The organism is Candidatus Dormiibacterota bacterium, assembly GCA_035635555.1.
In the GTDB taxonomy this organism is placed as follows: domain Bacteria; phylum Acidobacteriota; class Polarisedimenticolia; order Gp22-AA2; family Gp22-AA2; genus Gp22-AA3.
This window is the reverse complement of record DASQAT010000013.1, coordinates 1-20,890: the sequence shown is the minus strand read 5'-3', so window position 1 is coordinate 20,890 and position 20,890 is coordinate 1. Positions and strand designations below refer to the sequence as shown.

15 protein-coding genes are annotated in these 20,890 nt (G+C 68.3%); 7 read left to right on the top strand and 8 right to left on the bottom strand.

Annotated elements, in window-relative coordinates:
- Window positions 1-84: 84 nt before the first annotated feature.
- Genes rpsU through rpoD form a run of 3 tightly spaced genes read left to right on the top strand, consistent with a single transcriptional unit; the run spans window position 85 to window position 3,784 of the window.
- Window positions 85-291, top strand: a complete 207-nt coding sequence (gene rpsU / locus VEW47_03405) for a 30S ribosomal protein S21 (protein HYS04217.1) — start codon at window positions 85-87, stop codon at window positions 289-291.
- A 17-nt stretch (window positions 292-308) separates the two neighbouring features.
- Entirely contained in the window at window positions 309-2,081 is a 1,773-nt protein-coding gene (gene dnaG / locus VEW47_03400) for a DNA primase (protein ID HYS04216.1), read from the top strand.
- 14 nt (window positions 2,082-2,095) lie between these two features.
- Entirely contained in the window at window positions 2,096-3,784 is a 1,689-nt protein-coding gene (gene rpoD, locus VEW47_03395; protein ID HYS04215.1) for an RNA polymerase sigma factor RpoD, read from the top strand.
- A gap of 59 nt (window positions 3,785-3,843) precedes the next feature.
- Here rpoD and VEW47_03390 read toward each other — a convergent pair whose 3' ends face one another.
- The 3 genes from VEW47_03390 to VEW47_03380 form a co-directional block, all read right to left on the bottom strand.
- Window positions 3,844-5,334, bottom strand: a complete 1,491-nt coding sequence (locus VEW47_03390) for a sialidase family protein (protein ID HYS04214.1) — start codon at window positions 5,332-5,334, stop codon at window positions 3,844-3,846.
- An 84-nt stretch (window positions 5,335-5,418) separates the two neighbouring features.
- Entirely contained in the window at window positions 5,419-6,162 is a 744-nt protein-coding gene (locus VEW47_03385; GenBank protein HYS04213.1) for a LytTR family DNA-binding domain-containing protein, read from the bottom strand.
- Window positions 6,159-7,286: a histidine kinase gene (locus VEW47_03380; GenBank protein HYS04212.1), complete on the bottom strand. Its 1,128-nt coding sequence runs from the start codon at window positions 7,284-7,286 to the stop codon at window positions 6,159-6,161. Before VEW47_03380 ends, VEW47_03385 begins: the two co-directional genes overlap by 4 nt.
- 188 nt (window positions 7,287-7,474) lie before the next feature.
- On the opposite strand from VEW47_03380, the gene VEW47_03375 reads away from it, so the two are divergent.
- The 3 genes from VEW47_03375 (at window position 7,475) to VEW47_03365 (ending at window position 13,079) form a co-directional block, all read left to right on the top strand.
- Entirely contained in the window at window positions 7,475-8,719 is a 1,245-nt protein-coding gene (locus tag VEW47_03375) for a CIA30 family protein (protein ID HYS04211.1), read from the top strand.
- A 149-nt stretch (window positions 8,720-8,868) separates the two neighbouring features.
- Window positions 8,869-9,996, top strand: a complete 1,128-nt coding sequence (locus VEW47_03370; GenBank protein ID HYS04210.1) for an efflux RND transporter periplasmic adaptor subunit — start codon at window positions 8,869-8,871, stop codon at window positions 9,994-9,996.
- Window positions 9,996-13,079 carry an efflux RND transporter permease subunit gene (locus VEW47_03365; GenBank protein ID HYS04209.1) on the top strand — a complete coding sequence of 1,028 codons (3,084 nt, stop codon included), beginning with the start codon at window positions 9,996-9,998 and terminating at the stop codon, window positions 13,077-13,079. Before VEW47_03370 ends, VEW47_03365 begins: the two co-directional genes overlap by 1 nt.
- On the opposite strand, the gene VEW47_03360 is transcribed toward VEW47_03365, so the two are convergent.
- From VEW47_03360 to VEW47_03345, 4 genes are all read right to left on the bottom strand, one after another.
- Window positions 12,961-14,655 (bottom strand): glycosyltransferase family 39 protein, encoded by a 1,695-nt coding sequence (locus VEW47_03360; GenBank protein HYS04208.1) that lies wholly within the window; start codon window positions 14,653-14,655, stop codon window positions 12,961-12,963. The two genes, VEW47_03365 and VEW47_03360, sit on opposite strands and share 119 nt — an antisense overlap.
- An 88-nt stretch (window positions 14,656-14,743) precedes the next feature.
- Window positions 14,744-15,613 carry an MBL fold metallo-hydrolase gene (locus VEW47_03355; protein HYS04207.1) on the bottom strand — a complete coding sequence of 290 codons (870 nt, stop codon included), beginning with the start codon at window positions 15,611-15,613 and terminating at the stop codon, window positions 14,744-14,746.
- 22 nt (window positions 15,614-15,635) lie between these two features.
- A complete protein-coding gene (locus VEW47_03350; GenBank protein HYS04206.1) occupies window positions 15,636-16,709 on the bottom strand; it encodes a trypsin-like peptidase domain-containing protein in 1,074 nt (357 codons plus the stop codon).
- A gap of 42 nt (window positions 16,710-16,751) precedes the next feature.
- Complete coding sequence (locus tag VEW47_03345; GenBank protein ID HYS04205.1) at window positions 16,752-19,685, bottom strand: hypothetical protein; 2,934 nt, start codon at window positions 19,683-19,685, stop codon at window positions 16,752-16,754.
- Window positions 19,686-20,216: 531 nt separating this feature from the next.
- On the opposite strand from VEW47_03345, the gene VEW47_03340 reads away from it, so the two are divergent.
- Window positions 20,217-20,690, top strand: a complete 474-nt coding sequence (locus VEW47_03340; protein HYS04204.1) for a hypothetical protein — start codon at window positions 20,217-20,219, stop codon at window positions 20,688-20,690.
- Here the strand turns inward: VEW47_03340 and VEW47_03335 are convergent.
- On the bottom strand, window positions 20,687-20,890 hold a 204-nt coding region (locus VEW47_03335; GenBank protein HYS04203.1), incomplete at its 5' end, for a LamG-like jellyroll fold domain-containing protein. The two genes, VEW47_03340 and VEW47_03335, sit on opposite strands and share 4 nt — an antisense overlap.

The window sequence follows — 20,890 nt, the reverse complement described above, 5'->3', positions numbered from 1 at the left end:
GCGCCCGGTTGGGTGTATCCGGAGCCCGGCGTGATTCGTCTAAAAGACCGTCCCTACGATTCTTTGAGAGGAGGGAGTTACTGAATGCCCCTCGTGAGGGTACGCGAGGATGAGTCCTTGGAGAACGCCCTTCGGCGCTTCAAGAGGAAGTGCGAGAAGTCCGGCGTTCTATCGGAGCTGAAGAAGCGCCAGCACTACCTGAAGCCGAGCCAGAAGAGGAAGATCAAGGCGCTGGCCGCCAGGAAGAAGGCGCTGAAGAGACTGGCCCAGGAAAGACGCTTCAGCGAGTGACCGGGGGTGGGCACGCGATGGGAGGAAGAGACAAGACGGATGTCGTCGAGGCCGTCAGGGCGCAGGCCGACCTGTGCTCGATTGTTTCGGATTACCTCCCTCTGAAGAAGAGCACCGGCTCGAAGTACCGGGCGCTGTGCCCGTTCCACGCCGAAAAGACTCCGTCTTTTTACGTGGACGCGGACAAGCAGCTGTTCTACTGCTTCGGCTGCAGCACCGGCGGGGACGTCTTCAAGTTCCTGATGCTCTATGAAAAACTGGAATTCCCCGAGGCGCTGAAGATGCTCGCGGCGCGCTACGGCATACCGATGCCCGAGCGTGTCGTCCCGGAAAACAGCGAACGCCACAGGGTCCTCGCGGTGAACCGGCGGGCCCTCTCGTACTTCCGCGACCAGCTCCAGCGGCCGGCGGGGGAGAAGGGACGCAGGTACCTGGCGGGCCGGGGGATCTCGCAGGGGACGATCGAGAGGTTCCTGATCGGCTTCGCACCCGAAGGCTGGAGCGGCCTGAAGGGGTCTCTCGAGAAGGCGGGGATCGCCGAAGGGCAGGCGACCCTGGCCGGTCTCCTGGCGCGGAAGGAGGACACCGGCCGGACGTACGACCGCTTCCGCGACCGGGTCATCTTCCCGATCGTGAACCTGGCCGACGAGACGATCGGCTTCGGCGGCCGGGTCGTCGGCGAGGGGGAGCCGAAGTACCTGAACTCTCCCGAGACGCCGGCGTTCAGCAAGGGAGAGAACCTCTACGGGGTCGGCTTCGCCCGGGAGGCCATCCGCAAGGAAGGGTACGTCGTCCTGGTCGAGGGGTACATGGACGTCATAGCGCTGCACCAGGCGGGTGTGGCGCACGCCGTGGCGACGCTCGGCACCGGCTTCACGACGGGGCACGTGCGGCTTCTGAAGAGATTCACCGACCGCGTCGTGGTCAGCTTCGATCCGGACGCGGCGGGCCGGGCGGCGACGCGCCGGTCGATCGAGGTCCTGCTCGAGAACGGCTTCGAGGTGAACGTCGTGTCGCTGCCGCCGGGGAAGGACCCGGACCTGTTCGTGAGGGAGGAGGGGGCGGAGACGTACCGCCAGAGGCTCCGGACGGGACTCCCGTACATCGAGTTCCTGACGCGGGAGACGGCGTCGCGTCACGACCTCAAGGGAACGCGCGGCAAGGTGGGGGCGCTGAACGAGATTCTCCCTTTCCTGGCGCGCATGGACAACCCGGTGCGCCGCGCGGGGCACGTTGAGATGATCGCGGAGGTCCTGGGCATCGAAGACCGGCTGGTCCTGCAGGAGCTGCAGGACGCCGTGCGTCAGCGCCGCAAGGGGCTGAAGCCCGAGGCGCTTGCTTCGGCGCGCGGGGCCTGGATCGTGAGCGAAGCGGAGTCGCGTCTCTTGAGGTCCGTGATGGATTCGGAGGACGTGCGCAGGCTGGTCCTGGACGAGATCGAAGACGGTGATCTCGAGATCAGCCGGATCGCGGAAGTGCTGAAGACGATCCGCGAGCTGGTGGTCAAAGGAGAAAACGTGACTTATCCTCGGGTGGCGTCCCTTGTGAGCGACGACGCCCGGGACATCATCACCAGGGTCGCGGCGCTGAATTATCCCCCCGCGACCCCGGAAGAAGGGCGCGCGTGCCTTTTAGGCCTGCGCGAGTCGCGACTGAAGCGACAGTTGGGCGACATACAGAAGCGGCTGGAAACCGCGGGGATGTCTGAGGAGAAGGACGACCTCTCCCGCCTGAAACTCGAACTGAGTAGACGAATCGAGGCGCTCCCCAAGGCCTCGTCGCTGTCCTGAAGAGGAGAACTCCCTTGGGTATCGAAGAGAAATACGAAGAGGTACGGCAGCTGATCAACCTCGGCCGGGAGAGGGGGTACCTGCTCTACGACGAGGTGAACGACGTGCTGCCCGAGGAGGTCCACTCCCCGGAAGACCTCGACGACATGTTCCTCCTGTTCGACTCCCTCGGCATCGAGATGGTCGATTCGGAGGAGAAGTACAAGGCCAAGCTCGAGGAGAAGGCCGCGGCCACCGAGAAGGAGGAGGCCGAGGAGACCAAGATCGATCTGTCCCCCGGGGCGCTCGAGAAGACCAACGACCCGGTGCGGATGTACCTGCGCGAGATGGGGACCGTCCCGCTGCTGACGCGCGAGGGGGAGGTCGAGATCGCGCGGCGCATCGAGCGCGGCGAGAAGAACGTCGTGAAGGCCCTGTCGCGCAGCCGCTACGTCATCAAGCAGCTCCTGGACTACGGCCACAAGATCCGCGACAAGGAGATCCGCGTCGAGGACCTGATCATGGTCACCGACGACGACGAGGAAGGCGCCGCCGAGCGCAAGCGCCGCCAGCTCCTCGACGCCATGACGCGCACGCAGCGCCTGATCCGCAAGCTCGAGGAGCAGGAGAAGCACCTGGCGCGTCTGACCGAAGGCTCGCGGCGCCACCGCGAGGTCCTGCACCACCTGGCGCGCACGCGGGTTCACATCGGCCTGGTCATCCGCGACATGGGGATGACCACCGGCAAGGTCAAGGATCTGTCCCGCAAAGTCAAAGAGACCGCGGTCCGGCTGCGGGATCTCGAGGACGACATCCGCTCGTACCACCGGCGGATCAAGCTGACCAAGGATCCGAAGGGACGCCGCGACCTGCGCGAGAAGGTGCGCGGGGCGGAGGAGGAGATCGCCCGGGTCGCCCGCGAGATGGACACGACCCCCGACGAGATCAAGATGACCGCCGAGGGGATCCGCGCCGGCGAGGCGATGGCGGCCCGCGCCAAGACCGAGCTGGTGGAGGCGAATCTCCGCCTCGTCGTGTCGATCGCCAAGAAGTACACCAACCGCGGCCTGCAGTTCCTCGACCTGATCCAGGAGGGGAACATCGGGCTGATGAAGGCGGTGGACAAGTTCGAGTACAAGCGCGGCTACAAGTTCTCGACCTACGCCACCTGGTGGATCCGCCAGGCGATCACCCGTGCCATCGCGGACCAGGCGCGCACCATCCGCATCCCCGTGCACATGATCGAGACGATCAACAAGCTCGTCAGGACGTCGCGCGCCCTGGTGCAGGAGATCGGCCGCGAGCCGACGCCCGAGGAGATCGCCAAGAAGATGGGCATCCCCGTGGCGAAGGTGCGCAAGGTCCTCAAAATCGCCCAGGAGCCTATCTCCCTCGAGACCCCGATCGGCGAGGAAGAAGACTCCCATCTCGGGGATTTCATCGAGGACCGCGCGGTGACGTCGCCGGTCGACGCGGTCATCCAGCTCAATCTCAAGGAGCAAACGCAGAAGGTCCTGAAGACTCTCTCCCCCCGCGAGGAGATGGTCCTCAAGATGCGCTTCGGCGTGGGCGACGGTAGCGAGCACACCCTGGAAGAGGTCGGACAATCCTTCGCCGTGACCCGCGAGCGCATCCGCCAGATCGAGAGCAAGGCGCTCCGCAAGCTCCGCCACCCCTCGCGCAGCCAGCGTCTGCGGGCCTTTCTGGAGAGCACCGGAGGGTAGCGCCCGGGAACGAACGCCGGAATAGGAGGGCGGGACGAAATGTCCCGCCCTTCTTGTTTCTAAGGAGCGGGATCGCAGGCGTCGCCGATGCCGTCGCGATCCATGTCGCTCTGGCCGGTGTTCGCCACGCCCGGACAATTGTCGCAGGCGTCGCCCACAAAGTCGCCATCTCCGTCCGCCTGGGCCGGGTTCGTCGTCCCGGGACAGTTGTCGTCGCAGCCCGTGCTCGCGCCCCCCGTGCAGCGATGGTCGGCGTACTGCCCGTCCATGTCGCCGTCGTTCAAAACACCGTCCTCGTCATAGTCCGTGAGGCTCACACCCCGGGTGAAGACATCGAAGTCGCCCAGGCGGGCGTCCGGCCAGAGCGGGAAGATGCGACCGCCGGCGATCGCGGCCCCGGTGTAGTCGCCGCCGAACGGGTTTCCCTTGCCCGAGCCGAACAGGCCGTCCGAGACCTGGATATTCGGTCCGAAGGATGTCCCGCCGTCGGTCGAGGTGGCCAGATACAGGGCGTAGAGCGCTCCGGTCGGATCGCCGCGGTGGTCGAGGAAGGTCACCTGCACGCCCCCGCCCGCGTCCACCGCCAGCCATTCGCCGTACTGATCGGCATGATTGCCGATGGCGTCATCGTTCACGCGCACGGGCGCGCTCCACGTATCGCCCCTGTCGTCGGAGAACGCCAGCATGATGTCGGCGTCTCCGAAGCGGGTGTCGGGCCAGGCGAGGTAGATCCGTCCACGGCGCGCGCCGTTCGTGAGATCGACGGCGGCCGCGGGGAAGATCATTCCGCGGAACGCCGAGTCCTGATAGGACAGGGACGGATCGGCGGGGTAATGGGCGGCCGCGACGTCCTGGGCGAGCCAGGTGACCCCGCCGTCCAGTGACCGGTTGAAGTTGATGGTGTTCTGATCGTTCGTGCTGACGACGTAGATTTCGCCGCCCGGACCGGAGAGGGGCAGGGGGCCGTCGCCGAAGGTCGTGGGGGAATGAGCGAGAACCGGGAGGGTGAAGGTCTGGCCGCCGTCGGTGCTCTTGACGAACTTGGTCCCGGACGCGTAATACACGACGTAGATCGCGCCGGTGACCGGATCGACCCCCATGAAAGGCTTGTCGATGAACGGCTCCGTCGCCGCCACGAACGGGCCGGTGAAGGTCGCACCCCCATCGGTCGAACGGAGCAGTCTGAGGCTCGACTTGGCCTGGCTCCCCGCGGACGAAAGCGCCAGGATGTAAAAGGTCCCGTTCCCGTCGGCCGCCACGGAGGGATCGGTGCTGCTGTTGATCTTGCCGAAATTCAGGCGGCCATTCTGCCAGGTCATCCCCCCGTCCCGGGTGAAGCCGTACGCCACATTGCCTCCGCCCGACATCGGTCCGAAATCGATCCAGGCGGCGACCAGGTTCAGGGGATCGAGAGGATTGGCGGCGATGGGGGTCTCCACCTGGCCGCCCTTGAGGACGATGTTGACCCGGACATCGGTTCCGGACGGCGCGGCCGCGAGGAGCGTGAGCGCGAGACAGACCACACTCGAATACCGCACTGCGCTGGTCATGATTGTTCCCTCGTTTCTCTATGAGTACGCGGGAATGGGGCGGCCGCCAACCAAAATCTTGCGTCCGGCCCGAAAGGACGGGTTTCAGCGGACCCCGTGGCGCAGCCGCTCGGAGGCGGTGCGGCTGGCCACGATCTCGCTTCCATCGCGCAGCACGATGAGCAGGCGCCGGTCGTCGTACGGACGCAGATGATCGATGGCGTCCAGGTTGACGATGTGCGAGCGATGCACCTGCAGGAAGCGCTGCGGGTCGAGACGCGACGCCATCTCCTTCAGGCTGAGGTGCAGCAGGAACGCCCCGGCCGGGGTGTGGACCTCGGCGTAGTCCCCCTGCGCCTCGATGCGCCGGATGTCGCGGGCCAGGATCGGCACGATCCGGTCGCCGCGGCGGGCGAAGAGACGCGCCAGCGGCCCCGAGGCGAAGGCGGCCCTCGCCCGCTCGGAGGCCGGGACGCCGGCCGCGGCCATGCGCTGGCGCAGACGCTCCGCCGTCTTGAGGATGCGCTCGCGCCCGAACGGCTTCACCAGATAATCGAGCGCGCCGATCTCGAACGCCGCAACGGCATACTGGTCGTAGGCGGTGGTGAACACCACCTCCGGCGCGTGCCGCACCGACTCGAGGACACGCAGCCCCGTCATCTCCGGCAGCTGCACGTCGAGAAACACCAGGTCGGGCTTCATGCGATCGATCATCTCGACCGCCGTGCGGCCGTCGGCCGCCTCCCCCGCGATCTCGATCCAGTCGATCCAGCGCAGGTACTCGCGCAGGCTGCGGCGCGCCTCCGGCTCGTCCTCGACCAGGACCGCCGACACCGTGTCGGTGCTCATGCGGGCGACCCCGACGGGCCTGTGTAGGGAAGAGTCACGCTGGCGCGGAACCCGCCCGGCGCCGAGCGACCGGTCTCCAGGATGGCGGCGCCGCCGTAGAGCGCCGCCAAGCGCTCGCGGATGAGATGCAGTCCGATCCCTGCTCCCTTCGGCGTCCCCTCGCTGCGCGCGACCACAGGCCCTTGCGGCGGCGGGCCGTCGTCCTCGACCGCGAGCACGAGCGAAGACCCGGCGCGCCGGGCGGAGACCACGATTGTGCCCCCCTCGGCCCGCGGTGCGATCGCGTGGCGCACGGCATTCTCGACGAGCGGCTGCAGCGAGAACGCCGGCACGATGGCATCGAGGAGCCCCTCGTCCGCCTCGAGGCGCGACCGCAGGCGATCGCCGAGCCGCAGACGCTCCAGGGACAGGTAGCGGTCAACGAACTCCCACTCTTCGCGCAGGCGGACTTCGTCCAGCCCCTGGGACTGCACGCGCAGCGCGTAACGCAGCACGTCTCCCAGCCGCTCCAGGGCGGCCTCCGCCGTCGCCGGTTCGCGCGCCACCAGTCCCATCAGGGTGTGGAGAAGATTGAGGATGAAATGCGGGTTGAGCCGGGCCCGCAGGGCCGCGAGCTGCGCCTCGGCGCGCAGCACCTCGGCCCGTGCCGCACGGCGCTGCAGCTCGACGGCGTTGCCGATGCCGCACAGGGTGGCGTACACGAACAGCGAGCCGAGCCCCTTCCAGGCGAAAGTCTGGAGCCCCGGGGGCGGGCCCCAGACGCCGGTCGTCAGGCGCTGCTCGAGGACGAACTCGAGCACCGACCCGGTGGAGGACAGGGCCACGAACAGGCCGCCCCCCGCGGCGTGGCGCAGGAGAAATCGCCACGGCGGGACGCGCCCCCAGGGGACGCGTCGCGTGAACCACAGCGCGAACGGAGCCAGCAGGCAGTCGGGCAGGACGCCGAACAGGGCCCACCTCGCCGCCACCCAGAAGGTGTTCTTCGAGGAGATCAGGACCGCGGTGACTTCGACCGCCCAGTAGGAAAAGCAGCCGAAGGCCCATACTCCCAGCGCCGCGAGCCCACCGCCCGGACGGGGGGAAGCAGGCTCCTCGAGACGCAGGTCCTCGGTGGCTTCGCGCACGAACGCATTATGCCTCGGTCCGTCCCGGCAGGGGCGCCGCCCGCCGGCCGGACCGGCCGTTCAACGCGCTCCTGCGCCCCTCCGCCGAAGCGGCGGCACGACCGGGCGGAATCTGCCGTACTTTCCGATCGCGCGGGGCGGTCTCCCGCCGTCGAGAGGCAAGCCGCGCGCATCCTGGGAGGTGACTGATGTCTCGAACGGCAGCCTGCACGTTCATCGTCCTGCTGGCGCTGGTCGGCACCGCCGCTGCTGTCCGTGGCCCGGCCGCGGCGGCGTCCATCGACGACTTCGAGGACCGCGACCTTATCGCCGCCACCGGCTCGGCCTGGGTTCCCATAGGGGACGATCTCCTGGGCGGAAAGACGATCCTGCACCTGGAAGCGATACGGGGCGGTTCGGATGGATCACGCGGGGCGCTCCGTCTGAGCGGTACCCTCGGCGATGGGGCCGACTCCTTCGGCGGGGCCTGGACGGCGGTCGCCGAGGGGGGGCGCGCGGCCGACGTGAGCCGGTTCTCGGGTCTGAGGCTGCGTCTGCGCGGCGCCGGAGATGTGCAGGTCGGCGTCCGGGGCGGTCCGTTCGCGAAGTCGGTGAACTTCATGGCCAGGGTGAAGGCGGGAAGCGACTGGAGCACGGTGGAGATCCCCTTTTCCAGCCTGCAGCCCCAGGGAAAGGGGCTCGAGAGCGAACGCTGGGATCCGCGCGAGGCCCGCTGGTTCGGCGTGCAGACCGTCCCCGGAGCCTCCGGTCCGTTCGCCATCGAGATCGACGACGTGGCGTGGGCCGGTGGTGACGGGTCCGGGGGGATGCCGACGCCCGCGGCGGGGGAGCCTGCGACCTCCCGCTCCTTGATCCCGGATGACGCGGCACCGCTGCGGAGGCTGCCCTGGCGACGGCTTGCCCTCGACGGCCAGGGGGACGGGCGCCAGGGGCTCCCCGACGCGCGCGCCCTGTTCGTGGCCCCCGACCCTGCCCGGTCTCTGGCCTGGTTCCGGATCGACCTGCAGGATCCCCCGCCCCCCGGCTGGATCGGGGTCAACCTCGCGATCGATTCGGACGGCGACCCCGCCGACGGACCGGCCTGGTGGGGGAAGAACACGGCGTTTCACCTCGATCGTCTGGTGACCGCCTGGGTCTTCCGCGCGGGCGGCCGGTACGAGGGGACGGTCGGCATCGCCTCGGGAGACGAGGTGACGGCGATGCGCCTGACCAACCAGGCGGAGGTCCACCTCTCCGTGGATCGTTCCCTGAAGCGGGTCTACCTCGGCGTGCCGTCCGGCCTGGTCGAGGCCGGCGGGTCGCGGGTCGTCGCCGCCGTCGGTTCGGCGATGTTCTTCAGCGATGACCTTCCGAACGACGGTGCGGCCTCCCTCGATGCGGCCGCGTCCTCCCTCGAGCCGGCCGTCCCGCCCGGAACGGGGGTGCGTCCATGACTGTTGAAGGGTACGGGGAAGGTGTTTCGGCGGCGTACCCGGCGGCATCAGGTTGTACAATATCCGGCGCAACCACCTTGCCGGGTCGAGTGTTCGGCCGGGACGCTCCGGAGGGGGCGCCGGCTGGAAGAGGATGGAGGCCTGTTCTGATGGCGAAGAGAATGCTCATCATGCTCCTGGTCGTGGCGGCCTTCATCGCGACCATGGGATTCGTGAAGTACAGACGGGACCAGACCGCCAAGGCGCAATTCGGGTCGTATCAGCCGCCCCCGGAGGCGGTCACCACGGTCATCGCCCAGAAGGAGGAGTGGCAGGGGTCGCTCGGGGCCATCGGGACGGTGGCGGCGGTGAACGGTGTCATGGTCAGCGCCGATCTCCCCGGCGTCGTCCAGAAGATCGCGTTCGGATCGGGGGACCGGGTCGAGTCCGGCCAGCTGCTCGTGCAGCTCGACACGCGCCAGGAGCAGGCGCAGCTCGCCGCCGCCACGGCGAAGCTCGAGCTGGCGCGCATGAACCTCGACCGGATCCGCGGCCTCAGGGAGGAGGGGATCAACTCCCAGACCGAGTACGACACCGCGGTGGCCGAGCAGAAGCAGGCGGAGGGGGTCGTGGGTGAGGTCGGCGCCACCATCGAGCGCAAGACCATCCACGCGCCGTTCTCGGGAATCCTCGGGATCCGCCAGGTGAACCTCGGGCAATACCTGAAGAGCGGCGATCCGATCGTCCAGCTCCAGTCGCACGATCCGATCTACGTGAACTTCGACGTCCCGCAGCAGGAGTTGGTGCGGGTGCGGGTGGGCGGTTCCGTGAGCGTGACGGCCGAAGGCCCTCCTCCGATCGAGCTGACGGGGAGGATTACGGCGATCGACTCGGTCGTCGACGAATCCACCCGCAACGTCCGGGTGCAGGCCACCTTCGAGAACCGCCAGGGACGGATCCGGCCGGGCATGTTCGTCACGGCGCGGGCGCTCCTCGACGCCAGGGAGCCGGTCATCGCGCTGCCGGCCTCGGCCATCAGCTACGCGCCGTTCGGCGACTCGGTCTTCGTCGTCGAGGACGTGAAGGGTCCGAACGGTCAGTCCTACCGCGGCGTGCGCCAGCAGTTCATCAAGATCGGCAGCGCGCGCGGCGACCAGGTCGCGGTCCTGTCGGGGATCTCGGCCGGGGCGGAGGTCGTCACGTCGGGCGTCTTCAAGCTGCGCAACGGGGCGGCGGTGGCGGTGAACAACGCCACGCAGCCCTCGAACAACCCGGCGCCGAAGCCCGAGGACAACTGATGAAGCTCACCGATCTCTTCATCCGTCGGCCGGTCCTGGCAATCGTCGTCAATCTGGTCATCCTGATCGCCGGCCTGCAGTCGATCCGCACGCTGGCTGTGCGGCAGTACCCCCGCAGCGACGTCGCGGTGATCAACGTGACGACCGCCTACGTCGGCGCCAGCGCCGATCTCGTGCGCGGCTTCATCACGACCCCTCTCGAGCGGGTCATCGCCAGCGCCGACGGCATCGACTACATCGAATCGACCAGCGCCCAGGGCGTCAGCACGATCACCGTACACTTGAAGCTGAACTACGACACGAACGCCGCTCTGACGCAGATCCAGGCGAAGGTCGCCCAGGTCCGCAACACGCTGCCCCCCGAGGCGGAGGCGCCGATCATCGATCTGCAGACGGCGGACGCCCAGTTCGCCGCGATGTACATCGGCTTCTCGTCCGCCATCCTCGATCAGAACCAGATCACCGACTACCTGACCCGGGTCGTCCAGCCGAAGCTCAGCGCCGTCAGCGGGGTGCAGCGCGCCGACATCCTGGGAGACCGCACGTTCGCCATGCGGGTCTGGCTCAAGCCGGAGAAGATGGCCGCGCTGCGCATCTCCGCGACCGACGTAAGGACCGCCCTGGCGCGCGGCAATTATCTCTCCGCCCTCGGCCGGACCAAGGGCTCCATGGTGTCGGTCAACCTGATCGCCAACACCGACCTGAAATCGGCCGAGGAGTTCCGCCAGATCGTGGTCAAGGAGGAGAACGGAGTCATCGTGAGGCTCGGCGAGATCGCCGACGTGGTTCTCGGGGCCGAGAACTACGACACGGACGTGCGGTTCAGCGGCCAGACGGCCACGTTCATGGGGATCTGGGTTCTCCCGACCGTCAATTCGCTGGAGGTGGTCAAGCGGGTGCGCGGGGCTCTGCCCGAGATCCAGGCGCAGCTCCCCGCCGGGATCAAGGCCGGCGTCGCCTACGATTCCACGGTCTACATCGAGAACGCCATCGACGAGGTGCTGAAGACCCTGGGCGAGACCCTGCTCATCGTCATCGTGGTGATCTATCTCTTCCTCGGCTCGGTGCGCGCCGTGATGATCCCGGTGGTCGCCATCCCGATCTCCCTCGTCGGCGCCGTCTTTCTCATGCTCGTGGCCGGCTTCTCGATCAACCTGCTCACGCTTCTGGCCATCGTGCTGTCGGTCGGCCTGGTCGTCGACGACGCGATCGTCATGGTCGAGAACGTCGAACGCCACCTGAGCATGGGACAGCGGCCCATAGAGGCCGCCCTGGCCGCCGCCCGCGAGCTCGTGGGTCCCATCATCGCCATGACCATCACCCTGGCCACGGTCTATACGCCGGTGGCCATCCAGGGCGGACTGACCGGGACGCTGTTCCGCGAGTTCGCCTTCACGCTGGCGGGCGCCGTCATCGTCTCCGGCATCGTGGCGCTGACCCTCTCTCCCATGATGGGCTCGAGGCTCCTGCGCTCGGGCGACACCGAGCGCGGCTTCGCCGGCCTGATCAACCGGCGTTTCGAGGCCTTGCGAAGCATGTACACGCGCCACCTGTCGCGGACCCTGGCGTTCCGGCCGGTCGTGCTGGTTCTGTGGGCGATCGTCGTGCTGCTGATGGTGCCGTTCTACATGTTCTCCCAGCACGAGCTGGCCCCCACCGAGGACCAGGGATTCGTCTTCGCCATCATCCAGTCCGCCCCCAACGCCACGCTCGAGCAGACGATGCTTTTCGCGACCAAGGTGGGCGAGGTGTTCGGGTCGTTCCCGGAGAGCGACATCACCTTTCAGATCACATCGCCCGGCGGTGGATTCGGCGGCATGGTCCTGAAGCCCTGGAGCCAGAGGAAAAAGACCGCCGAGCAGCTCAAGATGGAGGCGGCCGGCGCTCTCTCGAAGCTTCCGGGTGTGCGCATGATTCCCCTGTCACCTCCGCCGCTGCCCGGCAGCGAGGGCTTTCCGGTCGAGTTCATCGTCGGCTCCACGGGCGAGCCGGCGCAGATCGCCGATCTGGCCGGCCAGCTGGTCAGAAAGGCGTACGCCAGCGGCCTCTTCATGTATGCGGACACGGATGTCAAGTTCGATCAGCCGCAGACCGAGGTCGTCTTCGACCGCGACAAGGTGCGTTCGCTCGGAGTCGACATGAGCCAGGCCGGGGCGGATCTGTCGACCCTCCTCGGCGGCAACTATGTCAATCGCTTCAGCATCCAGGGGCGCAGCTACAAGGTCATCCCTCAGGTCAAGCGCTCGGAACGGCTCACGACCGATCAGCTCAAGGACATCTACGTCACGGGCCCCGAGGGCCGGCCGGTCCCGCTGTCGACCTTCGCGACGCTCCGGACGAGCACGCAGCCCCGCGAGCTCAAGCGCTTCCAGCAGCTCAACGCCGTGCGCATCCAGGGCGCCATACCGCCCGGCGTGTCGCTCGACCAGGCGCTGGGCTTCCTCGAGAATGAGGCGAAGGCCCTCCTGCCGGCGGGATACAGCGTCGACTACGCAGGCGAGTCGCGCCAGCTCCGCACCGAGGGGAAGAAGTTCCTCGGCGTCTTCGTCCTTTCGGCCATCCTGATCTACCTGGTCCTCGCGGCCCAGTTCGAGAGCTTCCGGGATCCGTTCATCATCCTGGCCGGCTCCGTGCCGCTCGCCCTCTCCGGCGCCCTGCTCTTCTCGTTCCTCGGCCTGACGACGCTCAACATCTACAGCCAGGTCGGTCTCATCACCCTGGTCGGCCTCGTCTCGAAGAACGGCATCCTGATCGTCGAGTTCGCGAACAAGCTGCAGGAGCACGGAAAGGCTCCCCTCAACGCCATCATCGAGGCGGCCAGCACGCGTCTGCGCCCCGTCCTGATGACGACCGCCGCCACCGTGGTCGGCCATCTGACCCTGGTGTTTGCCACCGGTCCCGGCGCCGGCGCACGCAACAGCATCGGCATCATGCTCGTCACCGGCATGATCATCGGGACCGGCTTCACCCTGTTCGTCGTCCCGTCGATCTACATGTTCGTGGCGCACCGGCAGGCGCTTGCGAGCGCGCCGCTGCGGGGAGAGTCTGAGCCTGCGGCGGACCTGGAGACCGCCGCGGTCTGAGACGGTACACCTCGACTCCGTCGCGATCGAACACCCTGTCGCACTGTTGCAGCACCTCGTCTATGTGGCGGAACATGCAGGGGCGTCTCACCGCGTCGATTCCGAAGCTTTCCCGGAAGAAGTCGTCCACGATCACCCAGTCCGGCACCTTGCCGCTGTAGTAGCCGAGCAGGTTGTCGCTGAGCAGTCCGCGATCGAGTCCGACGCCGAACGCGCAGGCCACGCTGCCCATCACCGTCTCATCCGGTCTCGAGTGCTCTCGGACGTAGGTCATGGCCGGGTCATACCGCCGGCCGTATGTGTTCTGGCCGGCGCGCAGGACGGCTCCTCCCACCTGGAGGGCCAGAAATCCGGCGACGCACGCGGTCGCGATCGAGGCGGCCGCACGACCGCGCGCCAGGACCCATCCGACGAAGAAGGCCAGGACCGATCCGTACAAGGGCAGAGCATGGATCAGGTAGATGGCGCCCCTCTGGCCCTCCCCGAACGTCAGGAAGAGGAACACGACCGCGAGCAGGCCGAAGACGGTCCCGAACCCCCGGCTCCTGCGGATGGCGGGGATCGCGAGCGAGCCGGCCAGGCCCGCGGCATAGACCGCCAGGATGATCGCCTTGAGATAGATCGGGCCGGTGTTGCCCGGCGTGTGCTCCTTCAGCCCGAAGGCGCGCAGGTAGCGCTGGCCCAGCTCGGTCCAGAGCGCCGTCGCCGGATGAAGGAGCGCCTGCCCGCGGTTCCCCACCCCCAGGTTGAACATGAACTGGGTGAGGAAGCCGGAAGGGTCCCGCAGGATGTAGAGTCCCCAGGCCGCTCCCCCCGCGACGTACGGAACGAGCGCGAGGCCCATCCCCCTCCAATCGACGCGCCGGCGATCCCGCGCGAGGAGAAGCAGCAGGCCGAGCAGGTAGACGATCCCCAGCGGATGGCTCAGCCCGGAGGCGACGATCGCCGCGTTCGAGGCGAGCAGAGCGGCGCCGACCGAACGCTCCCGCAGCGTCAGGTACAGCGCCAGTCCTGCGGCGCCGAATCCCGCGCAGATCATGTCGTAGCGGGCGGACGAGGCGGCCATCAGATACGCGTAGTCGGTCATGATGAACAACGCGGCCAGGTACGCGACGGCTCTTCTTCGGGTGAGACGCTCGAGAATGATGAACCACGACAGGCCCGCCACCAGTCCCATCAGGATGGAGGGCAGCCTCATGGATACGAGGTGGAATCCAAACACCTTGAACGACAGGGCCTGCAGCAGGATGCCGACGGGCGGATTCCAGTAGGTGTGCTCGTTGATGCCGCGCAGGCCGCTGCTCTGCTCGTCGACCAGTGTCGTTCCCATGAATCCATGGAACGCCAGGTTGTAGGCGGGACTCGCTAAACTCCCTTCATCGCTCCACGGCTGCCTGGTGAATGACAGCAGGACCGCGAGCAGGACGAAGAGGAGGAGGAAGGCGGCCGTCAGACCGGCCCTGGGGCGGCGGTAACGCTCCTCCTGCAGGAACTCGAGCAGGAACACGCCGCCGCGGGCCGCGCCGGATCGCGGCCACGCGCGCCCCGCGGGCAGCGCGACCTCCGCGGACGTCATCTCCATGGCGCTCCATGATTCCTCGCCCGTGCGGAGGACGCATTAGGGTCTTTGCTCGATTGTGCGGGGGCAGGATCCCCGAGTCTTCCTAGGCACGCATCCAGGCGATGCAGCGCTCGAGCTCCCGACGCATGGCCGCGGCGGACGGCGCGTGCCACCTCGAGCCGTGGCCGGGGAGGACCCACTCGAAGCTGTAGTCGAGCAGGCGCTCCATCGAGCGGATCTGCTCGGTCCAGGAGTACCAGCAGGCGTCGCGGAACGCGATGAGCCGCCGGCGCTCCGGCGACCAGGCCAGGTGATCCCCGGTGAACAGGAAGCGATCGCGGTAGAGCAGGACGGCGTGGCCGCGCGTGTGCCCCGGCACCGGGATCGCCAGCAGGTCCCCGGCCAGGCGCACCGGCTCGTTTCCGGGAATACGCCGCTCGACGCCTGCGGTTCCGGGCGTCACGTCGTCCGCGTGCAGGACGCGCTCGCAGCCGAAGCGGCGATGGAACGCCTCGTGGTCGGCGACGTCGTCGCGGTGCGTCAGGAACATGATGCGGGCGCCCCCCATCTCCTCGATGCGCTTCAAAAGCGGCGCCGCGGCGCGCGGCGAGTCGACGATGACGTTCCCCTCCCTGCGGCGGACGAGATAGCTCCAGGCGCCGAACGAATCCTCCGAGGTGAACCCGAGGAAGGAGACCTCCTCCGCGATCGACTCGGGGAAAGCGTCGACACCGGGCCCCGCGTCGAGCCGTGACACGGTGCCGATCGACGCGGTAGGGCACGCGACGAGCGCCATCAGGGCGCGCAGCCGTTCGGACGCGTCTGCGGGCTGGCGCGACACGAACGAGTGATCGTCCGCCGGGGCGAACAGGCCGGGGGCGATGCGCGTGCAGGTGTCGCAGTCGATGCAGGATCGATCGACGTAGAAGTCGCCCGGAGCGTTGTCCGGCAGTCTTTCGGAGAGCCTGGCCATGACTCGAGTCCTGGCACCCGCGCTACGGCCGCGGCGCCTCTTCAGGAACGATGGCGAGGTCGAGCTTCGCGGTGCCGCGCAGCACCGTGAGCGTGGCGCGCGCCCCGACGCGGGCGTCGGTCAGGATGCGGTGCAGGTCGTCGATGCCGGCGACCGGCTGGCCGTCGAGGGCGACGATCAGATCCCCGTCCTGGAGACCGGCGCGCTGCGCCGGGCTGTCCGCTTCCAGCGAGACCACCAGGATGGCGCTGTCGTGCGGCAGACCGTGGAAGCGCACCACCCGCCGGTGCAGAGGCACGTTCTGCCCGGCCACGCCGATGAAGGCGCGCGCGATCTTCCCGTCCTTGATCAGGCGGCCGGCGACGAACTTCACGGTGTCGATGGCCATGGCGAAGCAGATCCCCTGCGCCGGCAGGATCACGGCCGTGTTGACGCCGATGACTTCGCCCGCGGAGTCGACGAGCGGCCCGCCCGAGTTCCCCGGGTTCAGAGCCGCGTCGGTCTGGATGACGTTGTCGATGAGCCGGCCCGAGCCGGAGCGCAGGGAGCGTCCGAGGGCGCTCACGACACCGGTCGTCACGGTGCACTGGAAGCCGTACGGGTTGCCGATGGCGATGACCACCTGGCCCGGGCGGACCGATCGCGATTCCCCCAGCCGCGCCGCCAGGAGCCCCGGCGCCTGCACGCGCAGGACCGCCAGGTCGGTGTTGGGGTCGTCCCCCACGATCTGCGCCGGCAGGCGCCGCCCGTCGTTGAGCGTCACGTCCACGCGGGCCGCACCGCTCACCACGTGACTGTTGGTCAGGACGAACCCGTCGGGGGTGAACACGAATCCCGAGCCGGTCCCGGCGCGCACTTCCCGACCGGCTTCCGCACCGCCCGCCGGGCCGGACGCCTGGCCACGGACCCGGACGTTCTTGTAGACGTCGATGTTGACGACCGACGGGCTGACCTTCTCGACAGCGCGGATGACGGTGCGCGAGTACTCGTCGAGCAGGGCACCGTCGTCGCGTCCGGAAGACTCGGACGGGCCGGTCGGGGGCTGCCCGGTCGCTCCGGCCGCCTCTTCCGACACGAGAGACAATCTGTCACGCATGGAGGCTCCCTCAGAACGAAAAGTTAGATGCCGCGACCCGGCTCAAGGTTTCGACTTCCGGCTCCACCTGTCGAAGGTCTTGAACATCACGAATCGCACGTCGCTGCCGCCGCCCGAGCGGCCGGGGAGGGACGATTCGATGGCGCGCCCGTAGCGCACGTTCATCAGGGTGCTCCAGGGTCCCGAGAACTCCAGGGCCAGACCGGCGCCGATGACGCGCACGTAGCCGGGGCCGAAATCATCGACGCTCTGGATCCACCCGGCCTGCAGGCCTGTATCGATGCGCAGGACGTCGCGCACCGTGAAGGCGTAAGTGGTGTCGGCGACCAGACCGCGGTCGAAGTGGAAGCCCGAGCCGTTGAAGCCGCGCACGCGGGCCGAGCGGAAGTCGCCCAGCTCGAAGCGCGAGAAACGGTCGAGGCTGCGCCCGTCGAAACCCGAGAGTCCGAGATTCACCTTCCGGAACTCCCCCAGGTACAGCGCCTTCCTGACGTCGAAGCCGAGACGGGTGTAGTCCCTGTCGCCGGGGCTGAACGGGTTCCCGGGCAGTCCCCAGGGCTCCCAGGCGCTACGGCGGGCGTGCTCCCCCCACGCCCCGAGGGCGTACCCCTTCCGGTTGAACTCGCCGCGCAGGAGAAGCCCGGTTTCCACGGTGGTCACCGGGATGACGAACGCGGGGTCGGTATCCTTGCGTCGGGCGAAATCCATGTAGGTGGTCCGGCCCTGCAGCGTCCATTTCAGGAAGCGGCCCATGGGCAGGGCGAATGACGCCTGCACCTGCTCCCGGTAGACGTCGACGTTTTCGCCCGATGTCGAGTCTACCTCGCGGGCGATCTTGTCACGTATCGGCACGCCGATGAGAGTTGCCTGGGCGGTGAACGCGACGGGTGTGCGGTCTGGGCCCGGGTTGGTGACGTGCGGGTCGGTCCAGGACAGATCGACGAACGGACCGGCCCAGGCGATGTTGAGCTGTGTCCCGGTGTCCCGGTAGTTGAAGTCGAAGAAATTCACTCCGGCGAACGGCGCGCTGGGGATCCCGGTGTCCCCCACGCTCACGCCCATCACCAGGAAGGTGTTGCGCGGGGTGCTGGCGCTCGTCAGGATCTCCTCCCGCCCGGACGCATCGAGCTTGTAATACCCCTCGTCGGTCTCGCGGTACAGGGGGCGGCCCGACCCGTACGCCCCGGCGAGATGCCCGCGGAAGTCCTCCTGGTTGATGGCGAACTCGCTGTAGCGCGCCTCCCTCTCTACTTGAAGGTTCTGTCCGAGGACCTCGAACACCATCTGGCCGTCCACCGCCTGCGGCAGCCAGTAGTCGCCGTCCGCGCCCGGCACCGGGCCGAAGTGGTAGGTGATCTGGTTGGAGCGCAGAGGATCCTTGAGGCCGGTCTGCACCGCCTCCATGCGGACGCGCGTGAACAGCACGGCGTCGATGGAGATGCGCCCCTCGTAGAGGCTGAGGCCGGCGACCCTTGGCTCGAACGCGATGACGTAGCAGTCGCGCCCATCCACGCGGTCGCGCTTGACGAGGGTGTAGCGGTACCCCTCGTCGAGCGTGATGGTGAGGGGGACCTCCTTCACCTTGTCCGGCTGGATGAACGGCAGGTACGGCGGCTTCTTGCCGCGCCAGCGCGCCCCGTCTACGTAGAGATCGGTCTGCTCGTAATCCTGCTTGCCGTCGTGCACGTACAGCCTGTTCTCGCTCAGCACGTCGACCGACTGCGCCACGGCTGCGATGGTGTAATGGATCGCCACGGAGGCGCGCGCCTGATAGTGCTTCAGGCGCACCGCTTGTGCTGTGCTCGTCTGGCGCTCGAGGGCGATGATTTCCTCGGCGCTGAGCTCGGACGTCGCTCCGATTTGAGCCTCCTGGAGGGGCAGGCCCGCGGCGGCCCGGCGGAAGCGCAGCAGCAGGCCGGTCGATCGGATCGGCGCGAAGATGACCCTCCCGGCGGCCACGTTGACGCCGATCGGCACCACGCTCCCGGTCTCGGGGTCGAGGACATCGGCCGACTCGACTGGGAAGCGCAGCGGGAACCGGACCGTGGACGTCTCGGGTCCGCTGGCGAGGGCTGTCCCCGGAGCGTCGTAAACCGCTACACCGTCGCGGCTGCGCGGATCGTAGAACCCCGTGACCCGGACGGCGGACGTGACGGCGGGTGAGACCGAGGTCGCGGCCGGATCGAACGGCAGGGCAGCGGGCGCAGCCGGGGTAAGGGCCGGTGGAAAGAGCGACCGCAGCTCGGAGAGGAAGCCGGGGAGTCCCGGCGGGTACGGCGGCGCGAACAGGACCGTATCGGCGCCGGCGGCCCGCGCCTCGACGTACACGCGCAGTGCTGCCGAGCGCGGGGTGTCTCGGTCGATCGCCGCACCGACGACCCAGACCGCGGCGTTGGCGTCCAGCCGATCGCGCAGGTCCGCAACCGCGCTGAGAGACGCAAGGTCACGGGCGGCGAGGACATCCAGGTAGGGGGCCGCGTCCTGGTCGTAGAGCTCCTGGAGCCAGCCGGCGTCTTCGGCTCCCAGCCCCGCGGAGACGACGCGCGCCCGTGGATCCGCGGCGCGGATCGCCACCGCGGCGTGCTTGAGGAGATAGGCGTAGTCGCGCGCCCTCCCGTCCGGCGCCCCGCGTTCGAGGATCTGGTACGCCGCCACGCGGCCAGCGGCGTGGCGCGCGAAAATCCCCGCCCGCGCCGCCCACGCGTCAACCTCGGCCGGTGCTGAACTCTCCCATCCGGGGAGCGGGATCCCGACGGCGATGCGCAGCCCCGCGGCCGCTGCGGTGTCGAGGACCGGATCGATCCGCTCCGGAGCCGCGAGCGCGTCGGCGTCGATTCGGATCAGGACCGCACAGGGGGCATCGGCGGAGCGGCTGCGCAGATCACCGGGCAGCGGTTCCCTGTCCTGGACCACGATCCCGACCATCCCCGCGTCCAGCGCGTGCCGCGCCGGGACGGGCGGAGCCTGCGCGATCACCCCGTTCGTCGCGAGTCCGGCCGTCAGGCAGGCGCACAGAAAGCTCGCGGCGGGCGACGAGGAAATCGACCCGTTCCGCGGCTCTCCTGATGCGGATGAGGGCAAGGGGAAGCGTCCTTTCCCGGGCACGCGCCAGCGTATCATTGTCGCGGCCTTCAAGGAATTTCCGCACGGTCCTTCAGAGAAATCCGCCCTCTGAATCGGGCTTCTCCTGATTGCGGGTGGCCGCCCCCCGTCGTACAACCTTTGTCCAGATCGGGAACGTAACCGACGGGCACCAGCAGCCCGGTATCCCCGAGGTCCTCCCCGTCAGGCACCCCGCCAAATCCAGGGGAGCGCCGCCGGTCATGGATGTGTCGGCGCTCCCCGCCCAGCCCCCTTCGGCCGGTGACCCGCAGTCTCCCGGACCGTCGTCGCGCCGGCCGGCTACGGGTTCGAGGCGATGTCGGTGCCGGGAATCTCCGGACGACGATTCAGCGTCCTCACCCATGGTCCCGCCGGCCGCCCCGTTGTACAACGGGATCCGGAGGCTTGCATGCGCGAAGTGCCTCGGGGGAGAAGGGTGGATCGCGCGACGTGTCACGCGGCCCCGCTTTCGTCATCGGCTCGATCCGGGTGCTCCTGGCCGACTGCTCTCCGGCCGGCCGCAGGCGCATCCGCAGGACGCTGATGCGGATGGGAGACGTCCTCCTGGTGGGGGAGGCGACGACCGCGAAGGGAACGATCCGGGTGGCGCGACGGAAGTCGCCCGGCGTGATCGTGATCCGGTCCACGCTGGCGCGTCGCGGGCTCCTTCAGGCGGTCCGTCGCCTCAGGACGGAGCGTCCGGAGGTGCAGGTGGTCGCCGTCACCCCGGACGAGCCGAAAGTCTTCCTGAGGACCGCCCGGGCGTTCGGGGTCTCCTTCTGCCTCCCGCGGGACTTCGTGGAGATCAGACTACCGTCGCTCGTGCGGCTGGCCCATCGGGACCACTCCGAGACCGTGGAGAAGCTCCGCCCGGGCTAGAGCGTCGGGAACACGCCCGAATAGAGATCGGCTACCTGGTCGTCGCTCAATGGCCGATTGTAGATCCGGACCTCGTCGAGAGCACCGGGGAAGTACGGGGCGGCGATGCCGGGATAGCGTCCGAAGGTGAGGACGGCGGCGGTGGTCGCGGGACCGGCGGTGCCGGTCCAGGGGCGCGCCGCCTTCGGGATGCCGTCCAC